This window comes from Xanthomonas sp. 3075 (assembly GCF_014197275.1).
GTDB lineage: Bacteria > Pseudomonadota > Gammaproteobacteria > Xanthomonadales > Xanthomonadaceae > Xanthomonas > Xanthomonas campestris_B.
The window spans coordinates 12,244-25,358 of the sequence record NZ_JACIFI010000029.1; the positions used below are offsets into that span (position 1 = coordinate 12,244).

Below are 13,115 nucleotides of genomic sequence, written 5' to 3' on the forward strand. Positions count from 1 at the left end.
AAGGCTCCGGGCGGGATCGCGGCCACTCCGGCCGCTGTCTTCACGCTAGAGGCAATACCGGTGCGTGCGTACGTGCCGATGGTCACGCTGCCCTGCGGCACTACGCAGGCGCGGCCACGAATTCCACCAACGCAACACCGTCGGAGACCAGATCGCCTTCCGCGACCAGGTAGGCCTGCACGGTGCCATCGCCGGGCGCGTGCAGGGTGTGTTCCATCTTCATCGCTTCGAGCACCACCAAGGCTTGCCCACGCACCACCGGCTGCCCCACCGGGGCGACCAGCGCCACGATGCGGCCAGGCATGGGAGCGAGCAGGCCACCGGTGTCGTGTGCGGGTTGATCGGCTTCGATCAGCGCATCGTGGTGATGGAACACGGCGCGCTGCATGGCGCCGATCAAGGTCAGTGCGTTGGCATCGCGCAGTGCGTGCGCACGCCATTGGCGGCCATCCATTTCCACCCGCAATGCCGTGTCGTGGCGCTGATAGCGCAATACGTGCGTGTCGCCTGCAATGCTTACCTGCCAGCCATCGGCATGCGGGCGGACATCGAGTTGGCGACGCTCACCAGCCGCCTCCAGGATGACGCTGTGCGCGGCATGCGCGCCGACGCGCCACCCGTCTGCCTGTTGCCACGGCGAGAACGGGTCGGCCGGATCGGCAACCGCCGTCGGCCGCGATTCGGCAACCAGCACCGCAGCAAGACACCACCACCGGTTGTCCGGCACGGCAGCCTCTGGAAACAGCGCCGCATGTTCGCGTTCGATCAATGCGGTATCCAGATCGGCAGTTGCAAATGCGTGCGTGCCGATCAGGCGCGCAAGGAATGCGCTATTGGTGGTGACGCCGGCTGCATGGAACTGAGCGAGCGCATCGCGCATGCGGGCCAGTGCCGCGGGGCGATCGACGTCCCACACGATCAGCTTGGCAATCATCGGATCGTAATACGGGCCGATGGTATCGCCTTGGTCGACGCCCGCATCGATGCGCACATGCGCGCTGGCAGCGGGAAATTGCAGCTGTCGCAGCGTACCGGTGGAGGGCAGGAATCCGCGCTCGGCATCTTCGGCATACAGGCGCGCTTCCAGCGCATGTCCATGGATGCTCAGTTCGTGTTGGCGACGCGGCAGCGGCGCACCCGCCGCAACCTGCAGTTGCCATTCGACCAGGTCGGTACCGGTGATCAGTTCGGTCACCGGGTGCTCGACCTGCAGTCGGGTGTTCATTTCCATGAAATAGAAATCGCCGTCCGGGCCGGCGATGAATTCCACCGTGCCTGCGCCGACGTAGCCCACCGCACGCGCGGCATCCACGGCGGCCTTGCCCATCGCGGCGCGGCGTTGCTCGGTCATGCCGGGAGCGGGCGCTTCTTCCAGCACTTTTTGATGACGGCGCTGCACCGAACAATCGCGTTCGAACAGATACACCACCTCGCCGTGCATATCGCCGAATACCTGTATCTCGATATGACGCGGGCGCTCGACGTACTTTTCCACCAGCACATGCGCGTTGCCGAACGCCGATTGCGCTTCGCGCTGGCAGCTGGCCAGCGCTTCTTCGAATGCGGCACTGGCGTCCACCCGACGCATGCCCTTGCCACCGCCACCGGCGCTGGCCTTGACCAGCACCGGGTAGCCGATCGCATCGGCTTGCGCGCGCAGGAAGGCAGGCGCCTGTTCGTCGCCGTGGTAACCCGGCGTCAGCGGTACACCAGCCCGTTCCATCAGCGCCTTGGCCGCACTCTTGTCGCCCATCGCGCGGATGGCCGCTGCGGGCGGGCCGATAAACACGATGCCGGCCTGCGCGCAGGCATCGGCAAACGCGGCGTTTTCCGACAGAAAACCATAGCCGGGATGGATCGCCTGCGCGCCGCTCGCGCGTGCCGCCTGCAGGATCGCGTCGCTGCGCAGATAACTTTGCTGCGCCGGTGCCGCACCGATATGGATCGCCTCATCGGCCAGGCGCACGTGTCGCGCATCGCGGTCGGCATCCGAATACACCGCCACGGTGGCGATGCCCAGCGTGCGGCAGGTTGCGATGACGCGGCATGCGATCTCGCCGCGATTGGCGATCAGGATCTTGTCGAAATATGGCAGTTTTACGGCGGCGACGGGTTCGCGCTGGGTCATGGGTGATCTCCGGGCACGTCGCCATGGTGGCGGCTGGTGCGGCGTTGAAAAAACGATTGCGTTGGCGGCAAGCCAGCGACGATGGCGCCAGGTGATACAGAAGCGGCACACGGCTTACCGCGGAGATCGATACTGCAGGTTCCCAGGGCTGTCTTCATGCAGCGCACCGTGCGGTGTGCAGCGACGCGCATGCACGGGCACACCGGCCATCGGACGATGCAGCAACGCAAGGACAGGCGCAGATCATCGCCTCACATCCGGAACACGCCGAAGCGTGTCGGCGCGATCGGCGCATTCAATGCCGCAGACAATCCCAGCCCGAGCACGCGACGGGTATCGGCCGGATCGATGATGCCGTCGTCCCAGAGCCGTGCGCTGGCGTAGTACGGATGGCCCTGCTGCTCGAACTGCGCGCGGATCGGCGCCTTGAACGCGTCCTCTTCTTCACCCGACCACGCGCCGCCCTTGGCCTCGATACCGTCGCGACGCACCGTCGCCAACACGCTGGCCGCCTGCTCGCCGCCCATCACCCCGATGCGCGCATTCGGCCACATCCACAGGAAGTTGGGCGAATACGCGCGGCCGCACATGCCGTAGTTGCCGGCACCGAACGAGCCGCCGATCACCACGGTGAACTTCGGCACCTTGGCGCAGGCCACCGCCATCACCAGCTTGGCGCCGTCCTTGGCGATGCCACCGTGTTCGTATTTGCGCCCGACCATGAAGCCGGTGATGTTCTGCAGAAAGATCAGCGGAATGCCGCGCTGCGTGCACAGCTCGATGAAGTGCGCGCCCTTGAGCGCGGACTCGGAAAACAGGATGCCATTGTTGGCGATGATGCCGACCGGGTAGCCGTGCAGATGCGCAAAGCCGGTAACCAGGGTGCTGCCGTAACGTGGCTTGAATTCGTCCAACTGCGAGTCGTCAACGATACGGGCGATCACCTCGCGCACATCGAAGGGCTTGCGCGTATCGGCGGGAATCACGCCGTACAGTTCGTCGGCGGCGTAGCGCGGCGGCAGCGGTGCCTGCAGTGCCAGCGAAGCGGCCGGCTTGCGCCAATTGAGCTGCGCGATGATGGCGCGCACGCGTGCCAGGGCCTGCAGGTCGTTGTCGGCGAAGTGGTCGGCCACGCCGGAGATGCGCGTATGCACATCCGCACCGCCGAGTTCTTCGGCACTGACTTCTTCGCCGGTGGCCGCCTTGACCAGCGGCGGGCCGCCGAGAAAGATGGTGCCTTGCTCGCGCACGATCACGGTTTCATCGCTCATCGCCGGCACGTACGCGCCGCCAGCGGTGCACGAACCCATCACGCAGGCGATCTGCGGGATGCCGTTGGCCGACAGATTGGCCTGGTTGTAGAAAATGCGCCCGAAGTGATCCCGATCGGGAAACACCTCATCCTGCAGCGGCAGGAACGCGCCGCCGGAATCGACCAGATAGATGCATGGCAGACGGTTCTGCTGCGCGATTTCCTGCGCGCGCAGATGTTTCTTCACCGTCATCGGGTAATAGGTGCCGCCCTTGACGGTGGCATCGTTGGCCACGATGACGCATTCGACCCCGGACACGCGGCCAATGCCCGCAACCACACCAGCGCAGGGCACCTGATCGTCGTACAGGCCATGCGCGGCCAGCGGTGCGATCTCCAGCAACGCACTGCCCGGGTCCAGCAAGGCATCGATGCGATCACGCACCAGCAGCTTGCCGCGTGCGGTGTGTTTTGCACGCGCAGCCTCGGTGCCGCCCAACGCAGTGCGCGCCAGCGTGCTGCGCAGATCATCGACCACGCGTCGCAGTGCGGCGGCGTTGTGTTGGAAGCTCTCGCCGCTGACCTGCAGCTGGCTGGTGATCACGCTCATGTTGGCTCCGTCAGGCGGTACGGTCGAACAGCTCGCGGCCGATCAGCATGCGTCGGATCTCCGAGGTGCCTGCACCAATTTCGTACAGTTTGGCATCGCGCCACAAGCGGCCGGTGGGATAGTCGTTGATGTAGCCGTTGCCACCCAGCACCTGGATCGCCTGGCCGGTGAGCCAGGTCGCTTTTTCGGCGGCATACAGGATCGCGCCGGCCGCATCCTGGCGTGTGGTCTGCCCCGCATCGCAGGCGCGCGCCACCGCATACACGTAGGCGCGGCAGGCGTTGAGCCCGACATACATGTCGGCCAGCTTGGCCTGCATCAACTGGAAGGTGCCGATCGGCTCGCCGAACTGTTTGCGCTCGTGCACATACGGCAGCACCACATCCATCGCTGCGGCCATCAACCCGAGTGGGCCGCCGGCCAGCACCACGCGTTCGAAATCCAGCCCAGACATCAGCACGCGCACGCCACCGTTGAGCGTGCCCAGCACGTTCTCGGCCGGCACCTCGCAATCGGTGAACACCAGTTCGCAGGTGTTGGAGCCGCGCATGCCCAGCTTGTCGAGTTTCTGCGCGGTGGAGAACCCGGGCATGCCCTTTTCGACGATGAAGGCGGTGATGCCGCGCGAGCCGGCGTCCGGATCGGTCTTGGCGTACACCACCAGCACATCGGCATCGGGGCCATTGGTGATCCACATCTTGCTGCCGTTGAGCACGAAGCGGTCGCCGCGTGCGTCGGCGCGCAGCCTCATCGACACCACGTCCGAGCCCGAGCCTGCCTCGCTCATCGCCAGCGCGCCAACATGTTCGCCGCTGCACAGCTTGGGCAGGTAGCGCTGCTTCTGCTCAGGTGTGGCGTTCTTGCGCAGCTGGTTGAGGCACAGGTTGGAGTGCGCGCCGTACGACAAGCCGATCGCCCCGCCGGCCCGCGAGATCTCTTCCATCGCCACCACGTGCGCCAGGTAGCCCATGCCGCTGCCGCCGTAGTCCTCTTCCACGGTCAACCCGAGCAGGCCCTGCTCACCGAACAGGCGCCAGAGTTGCGCGGGGAAAACATTGTCCTGGTCGGCGGTGGCCGCGAGCGGGGCAATATGGTGGCTGGCGAAGGCCGCCACGCTTTCGCGCAGCAGATCGATCTCTTCGCCAAGCGCAAAATTCAACGACGGCACATGCATGAAACGACTCCACAAGGATCGGGATGTGCCGGGTGGGAGCGGGCGGACCGCGCGGCGTGTGTGACCAGACTAACGGTCCGCAATGAAAAAGTGAACTAAAATTCAACTATTGAACCCAGAATCACACCATGGCTTATCGACGCTCCGCCCTGATGGAAGAACGCCTGGCCGGCAACCGCGAACGCATCCTGCACGCGGCCCGCGCCCTGATCGCCGCCGGCGGCTACCGCAATGCGCCGGTGACCGCCGTCGCCGCCGCCGCTGGCGTGTCAACCGGGCAGATTTACCGACACTTCCCATCCAAAGCCGAGCTTTTCGTGGAAGTTCTCAATGAAGCCGTGCAGCGCGAGATGACCATCCTGCGCGCCATCGCCACCACCCAGGCCAGCGCTGCCGAGCGCCTGCGCAGCGCGATCGCCACGTTCGTGCGGCGTGCCCTGGCCGGCCCCGCGTTGGCCTACGCCTTCATCGCCGAACCGGTGGAAAGCGAGGTGGATGCCGAGCGCATCCGTGGCCGACGCCTGTTCGGCGAGGTGTTTCGCCAGCTGCTGGCCGAAGGTGTGGCGGCAGGCGAGTTCCCCGAGCAGTCGCTGGATGCAGCGGCCGCCTGCATCGTCGGGGCCTTCACCGAGGCGCTGGTGGGACCGATCGCGCCCAGCCGGGGCGACCCACAACAGGGCGAGCAGTTGGTCGAAGCGATCTGCGGCTTTTGCCTGCGCGCGGTGGGCGCACGGCAGGCGGCGGGTTGACAGTGCGCCGAGCAAGGCGCCAACCCTGCTGAGAGGCCGCGCTCGGCAAGGGATGGCCGTGCAACTGCATGTCTACACACGCATTTGCCGATGTGGTGCGAGCCCATGTGAGTTGACGCGCATGGCGCTGGCCTGGCGCATCATCCTGCCGTGGTTTGCCGGGCATGCCGCAGTCCGGGCAAGCAGTGTGTGTGTTCGACGATCACTGTATGCCTCGACCGACGGTATTGGGCGATCCGCTGGTGGTGACGTAGCGACCTGCGCATGCGATGCATGACGCCGCACTCGACGCGACGGCAGGCCGATGCCGAGAATGCGCCACGCCATACCAGCATCAGTGGCGCAATCGCAGCATGCAGCACTGCGACTCACGCGGTGGCTTACTCAACACGCCGCGCACTGGATCGCGCAGACATTCACCCCTCACCCCACCAGCAACTGCATCACGCCGGTCAGCACCGGTGCCGCCACCGCCGTCGGCAAAATCAAGCCGCGCCGATACGGCAGCAACCACAGCGACAGCAGGGCCGCCGCGCCGGTCAACGTGCCCAGCCATAGCACCGGGCCGATGCCCCAACCTTGTGCGTGCACCGCCAGCCCACCGCTGAGCAGCAACAACAGCCAGCCCAGCGCACGCAACTGGCGTGAGCGCGCGGCGCCCAGCACGCGGCCGCGGACCTCGTGCTGATGCTTGTCCATCGCCAGGCATAACGCGGCACATCCGGAGAAATTCAGCGCCAGCAACAGCAGCACGTTCATGCGCTTTCCTGCATCGCTGCGGTGTCCTGCGCAGGCGCGGCGGCTGTGGCGCGTGCACGTCGTGCCGACGCGGGTTGCGGTGCCTTCCAGCGCTGCAGGCGCCACGCCGCGATGCCCAGGCAGACGCCCAGGCCCAGGCAGACCAGATCGACCCCCGCCAACGCCCATTGCCCGGCCGGCAACGTCGCGCCCAGATGCACCTCGGTGGTGATCGCATTGACCACCGGCACCAACGCGAACAACGCCGCGCCCAGAGTCAGCTGCCAGCTCCACATCGCGCGACGCGGCCACACGAACGCCGCCAACAGCGCCGCGACCCAGGCAGCGAAGAACACATTGGCTTCCATCGCCGCGCGTGCCTCCAGCGTCACCGGCAGCAGCCGGTTGGCCCAGAAGAAGCTGGCGAAGGCGATCTGCAGTCCGGCCACCGTGCCGATGTTGAGCGCATCGACCAGGCGCAGACCAACGCCGATGCGCCCGGCCTTCAGATGCCTGGGCCGTTCCTTCACCGCCCACATCACCACCCCGCTGGCCACCATCAAACAGCCGAGCAAGCCCGAGCCGAAGAACAGCGCGCGCAGCCACGGCCCGGCGAAGTGGGCGATATGCAGACCCACCATCACACCGCGCGTCTGACTGGCGCCACCTGGCGGCCCGCTGCGCTGCAGGCGCTGGCCACTGACCGCATCAAACAGGATGGATGGCGCATCGGTGGACAAGGCATTGGCCAGTTGGGTCACGCCCACGGCGGCATGCGCATCGTTGGGAAGCGACACCGCCACATTGCCCACATCGCCGCCGCGCCACTGGCTACGCGCACGCGCCACGAACTGCTCCAGTGGCAGCATGTTCGCCGGTGTGCCGGCCGCTTGCCGGGTATCGGCCACGCGATTGGCCGCCTCATCGTAAAAGCGCATTTCGTTGTCGGCGTAGCGTGCCTTGATGCCCCACGGCAGGTACATGAACATCAAGGTCACGATGCCGGTGTAGGTAATCATCGCGTGGTACGGCAACGCGGTCACGGCGCTGACATTGTGGAAATCCAGCCACGACCGCAGTCCCTTGCCGGGGCGGAAGGTGAAGAAGTCCTTGAAGATCTTCTTGTGGGTGATGACGCCGCTGATGATCGCCACCAGCATGAACATCGCGCAGAAGCCGACGATGTAGCGTGCCCACAGCACCGGCAGATAATGCAGATCGAAATGCAGGCGGTAGAAGAACTCACCGCCCAGGGTATCGCGTGCGGCGATCTCCTTGCCGGTGGCCGGGTCGATGATGGCGCTGCCGTACATCTGGCGACGACCGGCCGGTTTGCCCGCCGCCGGCGCGGGATTTTGCCAGTACATGCTCACCACCGGATTGCGCGTGTCCGGCAAGGTGATGTTCCAACTCTGCGCGTCGGCCGCATGCGTTTGCAGATAGCGCTCGGCGCTGCGTAATGCGGTTTCGCTGCTCACCGTGGTGGTGGGCAGCTCCGGACGCATCCAGCGGCTGATTTCATCGCGGTAATAACTCGCCGTGCCGCCCATGAAGATCAGCAGCAATACCCAGCCGACCAGCAGGCCGGTCCAGGTATGCAGCCACGCCATCGACTGGCGGAATCCCTGTTTCATGCCGCACTCCGTTGCAGCCATGCGGCCAGTGCGAACATCAGCGCCGCCGGCACGGCAATGCCGGCCCATGCCCGCCACACGCTGGCGGTGGCGAACGCCCACAGCGGCGCGCAGGCGCACACCACGATGCCGACCAGCATGCTGGTCAACACCGCCTCGCTGCGTGGCATCGGCAAGACCAGCGCCAGCAGCAGATTGGTGGCGCTGGCGAGCGCATAGCCGCCAAACATCGCTGCCAGCGTGCGCGCAAGCACGCCCAGCCAGGGACGCCTGAACCAGGGAAGCGGGATGGACGGTGCGATGGACATCGGATCAACGACGCGGGTGGTCGACTTACTGGGCCAGGAAGGTCAGCGTGCTGATGTGGTGGATCATCGTGACCTGCTTGCCGCCAATCTCGCGCTTCACCGGCTCCTTGTTGGTCATCACCATGATGTGGCGGCCGGTGCGCAGCGTGGGCAGCGTCACCTGACCCTTGGCATCGGAGGTCAGCGTCTTCTGCCACTTCTGCGGGTCGATCAGGGTGACTTCGGTCTTGGGCAGCGGCTTGTTGCGGTAGAGCACCGTCAGGGTGTTGGCGTTGGCGGCGGTCGGCACCAGTTCGAAATCCAGCTTGGCCGATGGCGTGGTGCGTCCGGCGCGCGCGTAGTAGCTCACTGTCTCGAAGGTGCCGGCTTCGCCCTTCCACGGCTCGAACACGCTGTCGTCGCTCAGCCAGGCATCGCCAGTGCCCGACAGTGGTGCAGTCAGGAACTCGCTGCCGCGCTGCAGTGCGCCGGCCTTGCCCGCCGTGCCGAACACGGTTGGCTTGACCACGCGCTTGATCTCGTCTTCGCCGTGATCGAGCGTTTCCTGCGCCGGTTCGCCGAAGAAAATGCGCACCGGGCCGCTGCCGTCGCGTTCGATCCAGATCTCGTGGGCCTGGGCAGACAGACTGAGGCTGGCCAAGGCCAGGCAGGACAGCAGGAAGGATTTCATCGCGGCGACTCCTCGTAGGCGGACAGGGCGAGGCGAGAACCGCGTCACCCCAGGTTGTTGGGAATGATACGCAATTCGGCGAGCCACACCAACGCGCCATGCGGCATTGCGGCAATTCAGTGGCGGGCGCAAGCGTATGCGCGGACAAGAGTCATAGCGCGCGGGGGCGAAGCGCGCACCGCTGCGAAAAGTGTCATGCACAGTGGTCAGACTGGCGCGAACTGTGCTCTATACTCCGGCGCTAGCAGAGGTCTTCGACCAACAGCCAGGGGTGAGCGCGTGCGGAATTACGACCTCGAGTTCCTGAAAAAATTCTCGATGGTGATCGGACTACTGGTGGTGATCACCCTGGGCCTGATCGCCCTGGCAGCCTATTTGCAACGCGCCGTTCCCGACGAAGTCTCACCGACAGCGGCCAAGCGCGTGCAGCAACGCATCGCACCGGCTGGCGCGGTGTATGCCGGCACGACTGGCGCATCCGCACAAGCCGCTGCCCAGGCGGCGGCACTGGCCAAGGCGGCTTCGCAGTCCGCCTATGGCGGTACCACCGACGGCAAGGTCATCTTCGACAACCTGTGCACCGCCTGCCACACCAACGGCGTGGGCAAGGCGCCGACGCTGGACCACTCGCATTGGGACGCGCGCATCGCCCAGGGCAAGGACACCTTGTACAAGCACGCGATCGAGGGCTACACCGGCCCTGATGGCGGCATCATGCCGGCCAAGGGCGGCAACCCGTCGCTGACCGAAGAACAGGTGCGCGCGACGGTGGATTGGATGCTGGCCAATCTGAAATAGCGGTCCGCGCGCCGCCACACGGTTATGCCTGGCGTACGTCTGACAGACGGCAGACGCATCCGGTCGAGGCGCCATCTCGGTTTGTTTGCCTCGGCACGTGCGCCGTGCGTGCCAAGCGGGAGCGGCGACGCTGCCGGCGGTCGCATCGGCCGTCTCGTTCGTCAATTGGCTGGCAGCTGCTGACCGCCTTTTGTTAGCCTGCCGCTGCGCCTCGTCGCCACGCGCCGCCTTCCGGGCGGCGTTTGTATTTGGTCCAGCTCAGTAGGGAGAGTGTCGATGTCGCGTTGTCCGCTTGTTGTGCTCGGTTTGCTCGGTCTGCTGGTGCCATTGCTCGGCAGCGCTGCCGATGGCGCGCCGCAACGTCTGTCGATCGCCGATGTGCAGGGGGAGGACACCCGCAGCCCGCACGACGGCCGCGTGGTGGAGGTGGAGGGCATCGTCACTGCCGATACCCGCGCCGGCCTGGCTGGCCTGTTCGTGCAGCAGCCCGGCTTTGAGCCGCGCCGCTCCCACGGGGTGTTCGTCACCGGTGCCGGCGCTGCCGAGGTGGCGGTGGGCGACCGGGTACGCATCGTCGGCACGGTGCGTGAAGTGTCCGCAGGCGGTGAGGCGAGCCTGACCACGGTGGATGCCAGCAGCATCGAGCGACTCGCCAGCGGCCAGCCGGTGCCGCTGCGCATGCTCAGCGGCCCGCCGGCCAACTGGGAAGCGCTGGAAGGCGAGCACGTGCGCATCGCCGCGCTCACGCTCAACGGCAGCGACCGCCTGGATACCTACGGCGAACTGGTCGCCGCCTTCGGTGGACGTCTGTGGCAGCCGAGCGAAGTGGCCGCTGCCGGCACTCCGGCCTTCGCACAGGTGGAGGCCGACAACGCGCGCCGCCGCGTGCTGCTGGACGATGCGCGCAATGGGCGCAGCCCCAAGACGGTGTCCTATCTGCCGGCCGATCCGGTGCTGCGCGCGGGCAGCCTGCTCAAATCGGTGGACGGCATTGTCGACCAGCGCTACGACGGCAATTACCGCATCCAGGTGCTCAATCCGCTGACGCTGCCGGCGCTGCCGACTGCGGTCGCCCCGCAGGTGGGAGGCGATCTGCGTATCGCGGCGTTCAACCTGGAAAACTTCTTCAACGGCAATGGCCGTGGCGGCGGTTTTCCGACCAAGCGCGGCGCGCGGACTCCCGAGCAGTTCCAGGCGCAATTGACCAAGTTGGTCGCCACGATCATGCCGTTGCGGGCCGATGTGGCTGCGCTGATGGAGCTGGAAAACGATGGCAATGATGCCGATGCGGCGGTGGCGCAACTGGTGGTCGCGCTCAATGGCGCTGGCAAGGACAAGGACTGGCAGTTCGTCGACACCGGCAGCGGTCCGGGCGACGACGCGATCCGGGTCGGCATCGTGTATCGCAGTTCGCAGGTCACTCCGGTCGGCAAGCCGGCGACGCTGACCGGTGGGCCGTTCGACAGTCATAGCCGCGTGCCGTTGGCGCAGGCGTTTCGCAGCGCCCGTGGCGCCACCTTCGTGGTGGTCGCCAATCACTTCAAGTCCAAGGGCTGCGGCACCGCCAGCGGCGCCGATGCCGACCAGCAGGACGGCCAGGCGTGCTGGAACGCGACCCGCAGCGAGTCGGCCAAGCGCCTGCACCAGTGGCTGCAGACCGACCCCACCGGCGCGCAGACCAAGCTGGCCGTGTTGCTGGGCGACTTCAATGCCTACGCAATGGAAACCCCGATGCGTAGCCTGCGCGCCAGCGGCTGGCAGGATGCCTTCGCAGTGGCTGGCGTGAAGCAGCCTTATAGCTACGTGTACAACGGCATGAGCGGGCGCTTGGATCACGCGCTGCTCAGTCCGGCGATGGCCAAGCAGCTACGTGGCGCGGCCGAATGGCATATCAACGCCGATCTCATGGACGATGCCGGATACGCCAAACGCGACCTGCCCGGGCCGTGGCGCAGTTCCGACCATGACCCGGTGCTGCTGGGCTTTTCGCTGTAGCACGATCTGGTGCGTCTTGGTGGATACAGTCAGAAGCCCAGCTCAAACGCTGAGTGGGTCGAGGGCGCGGTGCCCTCACCGCTCGCGGGACACGCCGTGAATCCATCCCTGGAGGCTCGGTGTCGGCATCCATGCCGCCACACGGTCCCGCAAGCGGCGAGGACACCGCACCAGAGACTCCGCTGGTTGCTGTGTTTAAACCATGCATGCCGACCATCTCGACTGGTTCTTGCCCGCCCAGCGTCGCGGGACCTTACGCGGCATGGATGCCGCGTAAGAGCTTACAAGGACGTACTTGCAGCGTGTCCCGCGACGCTGGGCGGGCAAGGGCCCTGCAGCCAGGCCGCAGATCAGCCGGCCTGCAGTAGGCTGACGCGAAGTCGTTTTGTTAGCCTCTCTAAGGCAGGTCGCTCGCGGAGCAACGGGAACCATCTACTTTCAGTGTGATGCACCTGAGCCCGTAGCATCAGTTTCAGATAGCGCGGTGAGGTATGAGAATCTCGCAAAACTCAAAGCCCTGCTTGATGCTGGTGCGATTACGCCGGCCGAGTACGATGCCGAGAAGAAGAAACGCTTGGGCAACTGAGTGCAAGGCTAAGAATTCATTCAAGCCGAACCTGCTTCTTGGGTCTTCCTGACTCAGGCGTTATGCATTTGTATAGAGTTGATTGCCAGGTCTAGCAGTGCGCGTTGCGACGCAGCCGCAAATTGACCAGATGGGTGCTGGCCAGCAGCAGGCTGCCGGCGACCGTGATCGGCGCTTCCAGCGCAGCGCCGACCAACCCGCTTGCTCCCACCACCAGTCCGGTCAGCCCGGCGATCGCCAATGCCCACACCGCTGCCGGCAGCGGCCGCTGCCGGTGCGTGCTCCATAGCGCATAGCCGCTCAGTGGGACTGCCGCAGTGGCGAACACCACATGCACCCATTCGGCCCGGCTCCAGGCGCCCAGCAGCGGCAGTGCGGCCGCCAGCAGCGGCAGCGCCAGGCAATGCAGCAGGCACAGGCTCGATAGGGCGATGGCCGAGCTGTCCAGTAGAGAAGCGGTCGCGCGCATCGGG

Annotated in this window: 11 protein-coding genes; 3 read left to right on the plus strand and 8 right to left on the minus strand. The window is 65.9% G+C overall.

Features of this window, described 5'->3' with window-relative positions:
• Positions 1-100: 100 nt before the first annotated feature.
• The 3 genes from GGR62_RS19265 to GGR62_RS19275 all read right to left on the minus strand — a co-directional run bounded on the left by GGR62_RS19265 (position 101) and on the right by GGR62_RS19275 (position 5,164).
• On the minus strand, positions 101-2,128 hold the full coding sequence (locus GGR62_RS19265) for an acetyl/propionyl/methylcrotonyl-CoA carboxylase subunit alpha (protein WP_184409447.1): 2,028 nt from the start codon (positions 2,126-2,128) through the stop codon (positions 101-103).
• A gap of 251 nt (positions 2,129-2,379) precedes the next feature.
• A complete protein-coding gene (locus tag GGR62_RS19270; protein WP_184409448.1) occupies positions 2,380-3,990 on the minus strand; it encodes a carboxyl transferase domain-containing protein in 1,611 nt (536 codons plus the stop codon).
• 10 nt (positions 3,991-4,000) lie between these two features.
• Positions 4,001-5,164 carry an isovaleryl-CoA dehydrogenase gene (locus GGR62_RS19275; protein ID WP_184409449.1) on the minus strand — a complete coding sequence of 388 codons (1,164 nt, stop codon included), beginning with the start codon at positions 5,162-5,164 and terminating at the stop codon, positions 4,001-4,003.
• A gap of 128 nt (positions 5,165-5,292) precedes the next feature.
• Here GGR62_RS19275 and GGR62_RS19280 point away from each other — a divergent pair, with 128 nt between their 5' ends.
• Positions 5,293-5,913 carry a TetR/AcrR family transcriptional regulator gene (locus GGR62_RS19280; RefSeq protein WP_184409450.1) on the plus strand — a complete coding sequence of 207 codons (621 nt, stop codon included), beginning with the start codon at positions 5,293-5,295 and terminating at the stop codon, positions 5,911-5,913.
• A gap of 423 nt (positions 5,914-6,336) precedes the next feature.
• On the opposite strand, the gene GGR62_RS19285 is transcribed toward GGR62_RS19280, so the two are convergent.
• The 4 genes from GGR62_RS19285 to GGR62_RS19300 are packed head-to-tail and all read right to left on the minus strand — an operon-like array spanning position 6,337 to position 9,263.
• A complete protein-coding gene (locus tag GGR62_RS19285; RefSeq protein ID WP_184409451.1) occupies positions 6,337-6,672 on the minus strand; it encodes a DUF3325 domain-containing protein in 336 nt (111 codons plus the stop codon).
• Positions 6,669-8,285: a PepSY-associated TM helix domain-containing protein gene (locus GGR62_RS19290; protein ID WP_184409452.1), complete on the minus strand. Its 1,617-nt coding sequence runs from the start codon at positions 8,283-8,285 to the stop codon at positions 6,669-6,671. Before GGR62_RS19290 ends, GGR62_RS19285 begins: the two co-directional genes overlap by 4 nt.
• Positions 8,282-8,593: a DUF3649 domain-containing protein gene (locus tag GGR62_RS19295; protein WP_184409453.1), complete on the minus strand. Its 312-nt coding sequence runs from the start codon at positions 8,591-8,593 to the stop codon at positions 8,282-8,284. Before GGR62_RS19295 ends, GGR62_RS19290 begins: the two co-directional genes overlap by 4 nt.
• A 25-nt stretch (positions 8,594-8,618) precedes the next feature.
• The gene (locus GGR62_RS19300; protein WP_184409454.1) at positions 8,619-9,263 is read right to left on the minus strand and encodes a DUF4198 domain-containing protein; all 645 of its coding nucleotides are present in this window, start codon (positions 9,261-9,263) and stop codon (positions 8,619-8,621) included.
• 279 nt (positions 9,264-9,542) lie between these two features.
• Between GGR62_RS19300 and GGR62_RS19305 the strand changes: the two genes are divergently transcribed.
• Together GGR62_RS19305 and GGR62_RS19310 are read left to right on the plus strand one after the other, a co-directional pair.
• Positions 9,543-10,061, plus strand: a complete 519-nt coding sequence (locus GGR62_RS19305) for a c-type cytochrome (RefSeq protein ID WP_184409455.1) — start codon at positions 9,543-9,545, stop codon at positions 10,059-10,061.
• Positions 10,062-10,337: 276 nt separating this feature from the next.
• Positions 10,338-12,056 (plus strand): ExeM/NucH family extracellular endonuclease, encoded by a 1,719-nt coding sequence (locus GGR62_RS19310; RefSeq protein ID WP_184409456.1) that lies wholly within the window; start codon positions 10,338-10,340, stop codon positions 12,054-12,056.
• Positions 12,057-12,733: 677 nt separating this feature from the next.
• Here the strand turns inward: GGR62_RS19310 and GGR62_RS19320 are convergent.
• Positions 12,734-13,111: a MerC family mercury resistance protein gene (locus GGR62_RS19320; protein WP_184409458.1), complete on the minus strand. Its 378-nt coding sequence runs from the start codon at positions 13,109-13,111 to the stop codon at positions 12,734-12,736.
• Positions 13,112-13,115 lie beyond the last annotated feature (4 nt).

Bases quoted from the DNA above. Each gene is read 5' to 3' on its own strand.
- GGR62_RS19300 (WP_184409454.1), bottom strand. From the start codon at position 9,263: ATGAAATCCTTCCTGCTGTCCTGCCTGGCCTTGGCCAGCCTCAGTCTG.
- GGR62_RS19270 (WP_184409448.1), bottom strand. From the start codon at position 3,990: ATGAGCGTGATCACCAGCCAGCTGCAGGTCAGCGGCGAGAGCTTCCAA.
- GGR62_RS19275 (WP_184409449.1), bottom strand. From the start codon at position 5,164: ATGCATGTGCCGTCGTTGAATTTTGCGCTTGGCGAAGAGATCGATCTG.
- GGR62_RS19290 (WP_184409452.1), bottom strand. From the start codon at position 8,285: ATGAAACAGGGATTCCGCCAGTCGATGGCGTGGCTGCATACCTGGACC.
- GGR62_RS19265 (WP_184409447.1), bottom strand. From the start codon at position 2,128: ATGACCCAGCGCGAACCCGTCGCCGCCGTAAAACTGCCATATTTCGAC.
- GGR62_RS19280 (WP_184409450.1), top strand. From the start codon at position 5,293: ATGGCTTATCGACGCTCCGCCCTGATGGAAGAACGCCTGGCCGGCAAC.
- GGR62_RS19320 (WP_184409458.1), bottom strand. From the start codon at position 13,111: ATGCGCGCGACCGCTTCTCTACTGGACAGCTCGGCCATCGCCCTATCG.
- GGR62_RS19285 (WP_184409451.1), bottom strand. From the start codon at position 6,672: ATGAACGTGCTGCTGTTGCTGGCGCTGAATTTCTCCGGATGTGCCGCG.
- GGR62_RS19310 (WP_184409456.1), top strand. From the start codon at position 10,338: ATGTCGCGTTGTCCGCTTGTTGTGCTCGGTTTGCTCGGTCTGCTGGTG.
- GGR62_RS19295 (WP_184409453.1), bottom strand. From the start codon at position 8,593: ATGTCCATCGCACCGTCCATCCCGCTTCCCTGGTTCAGGCGTCCCTGG.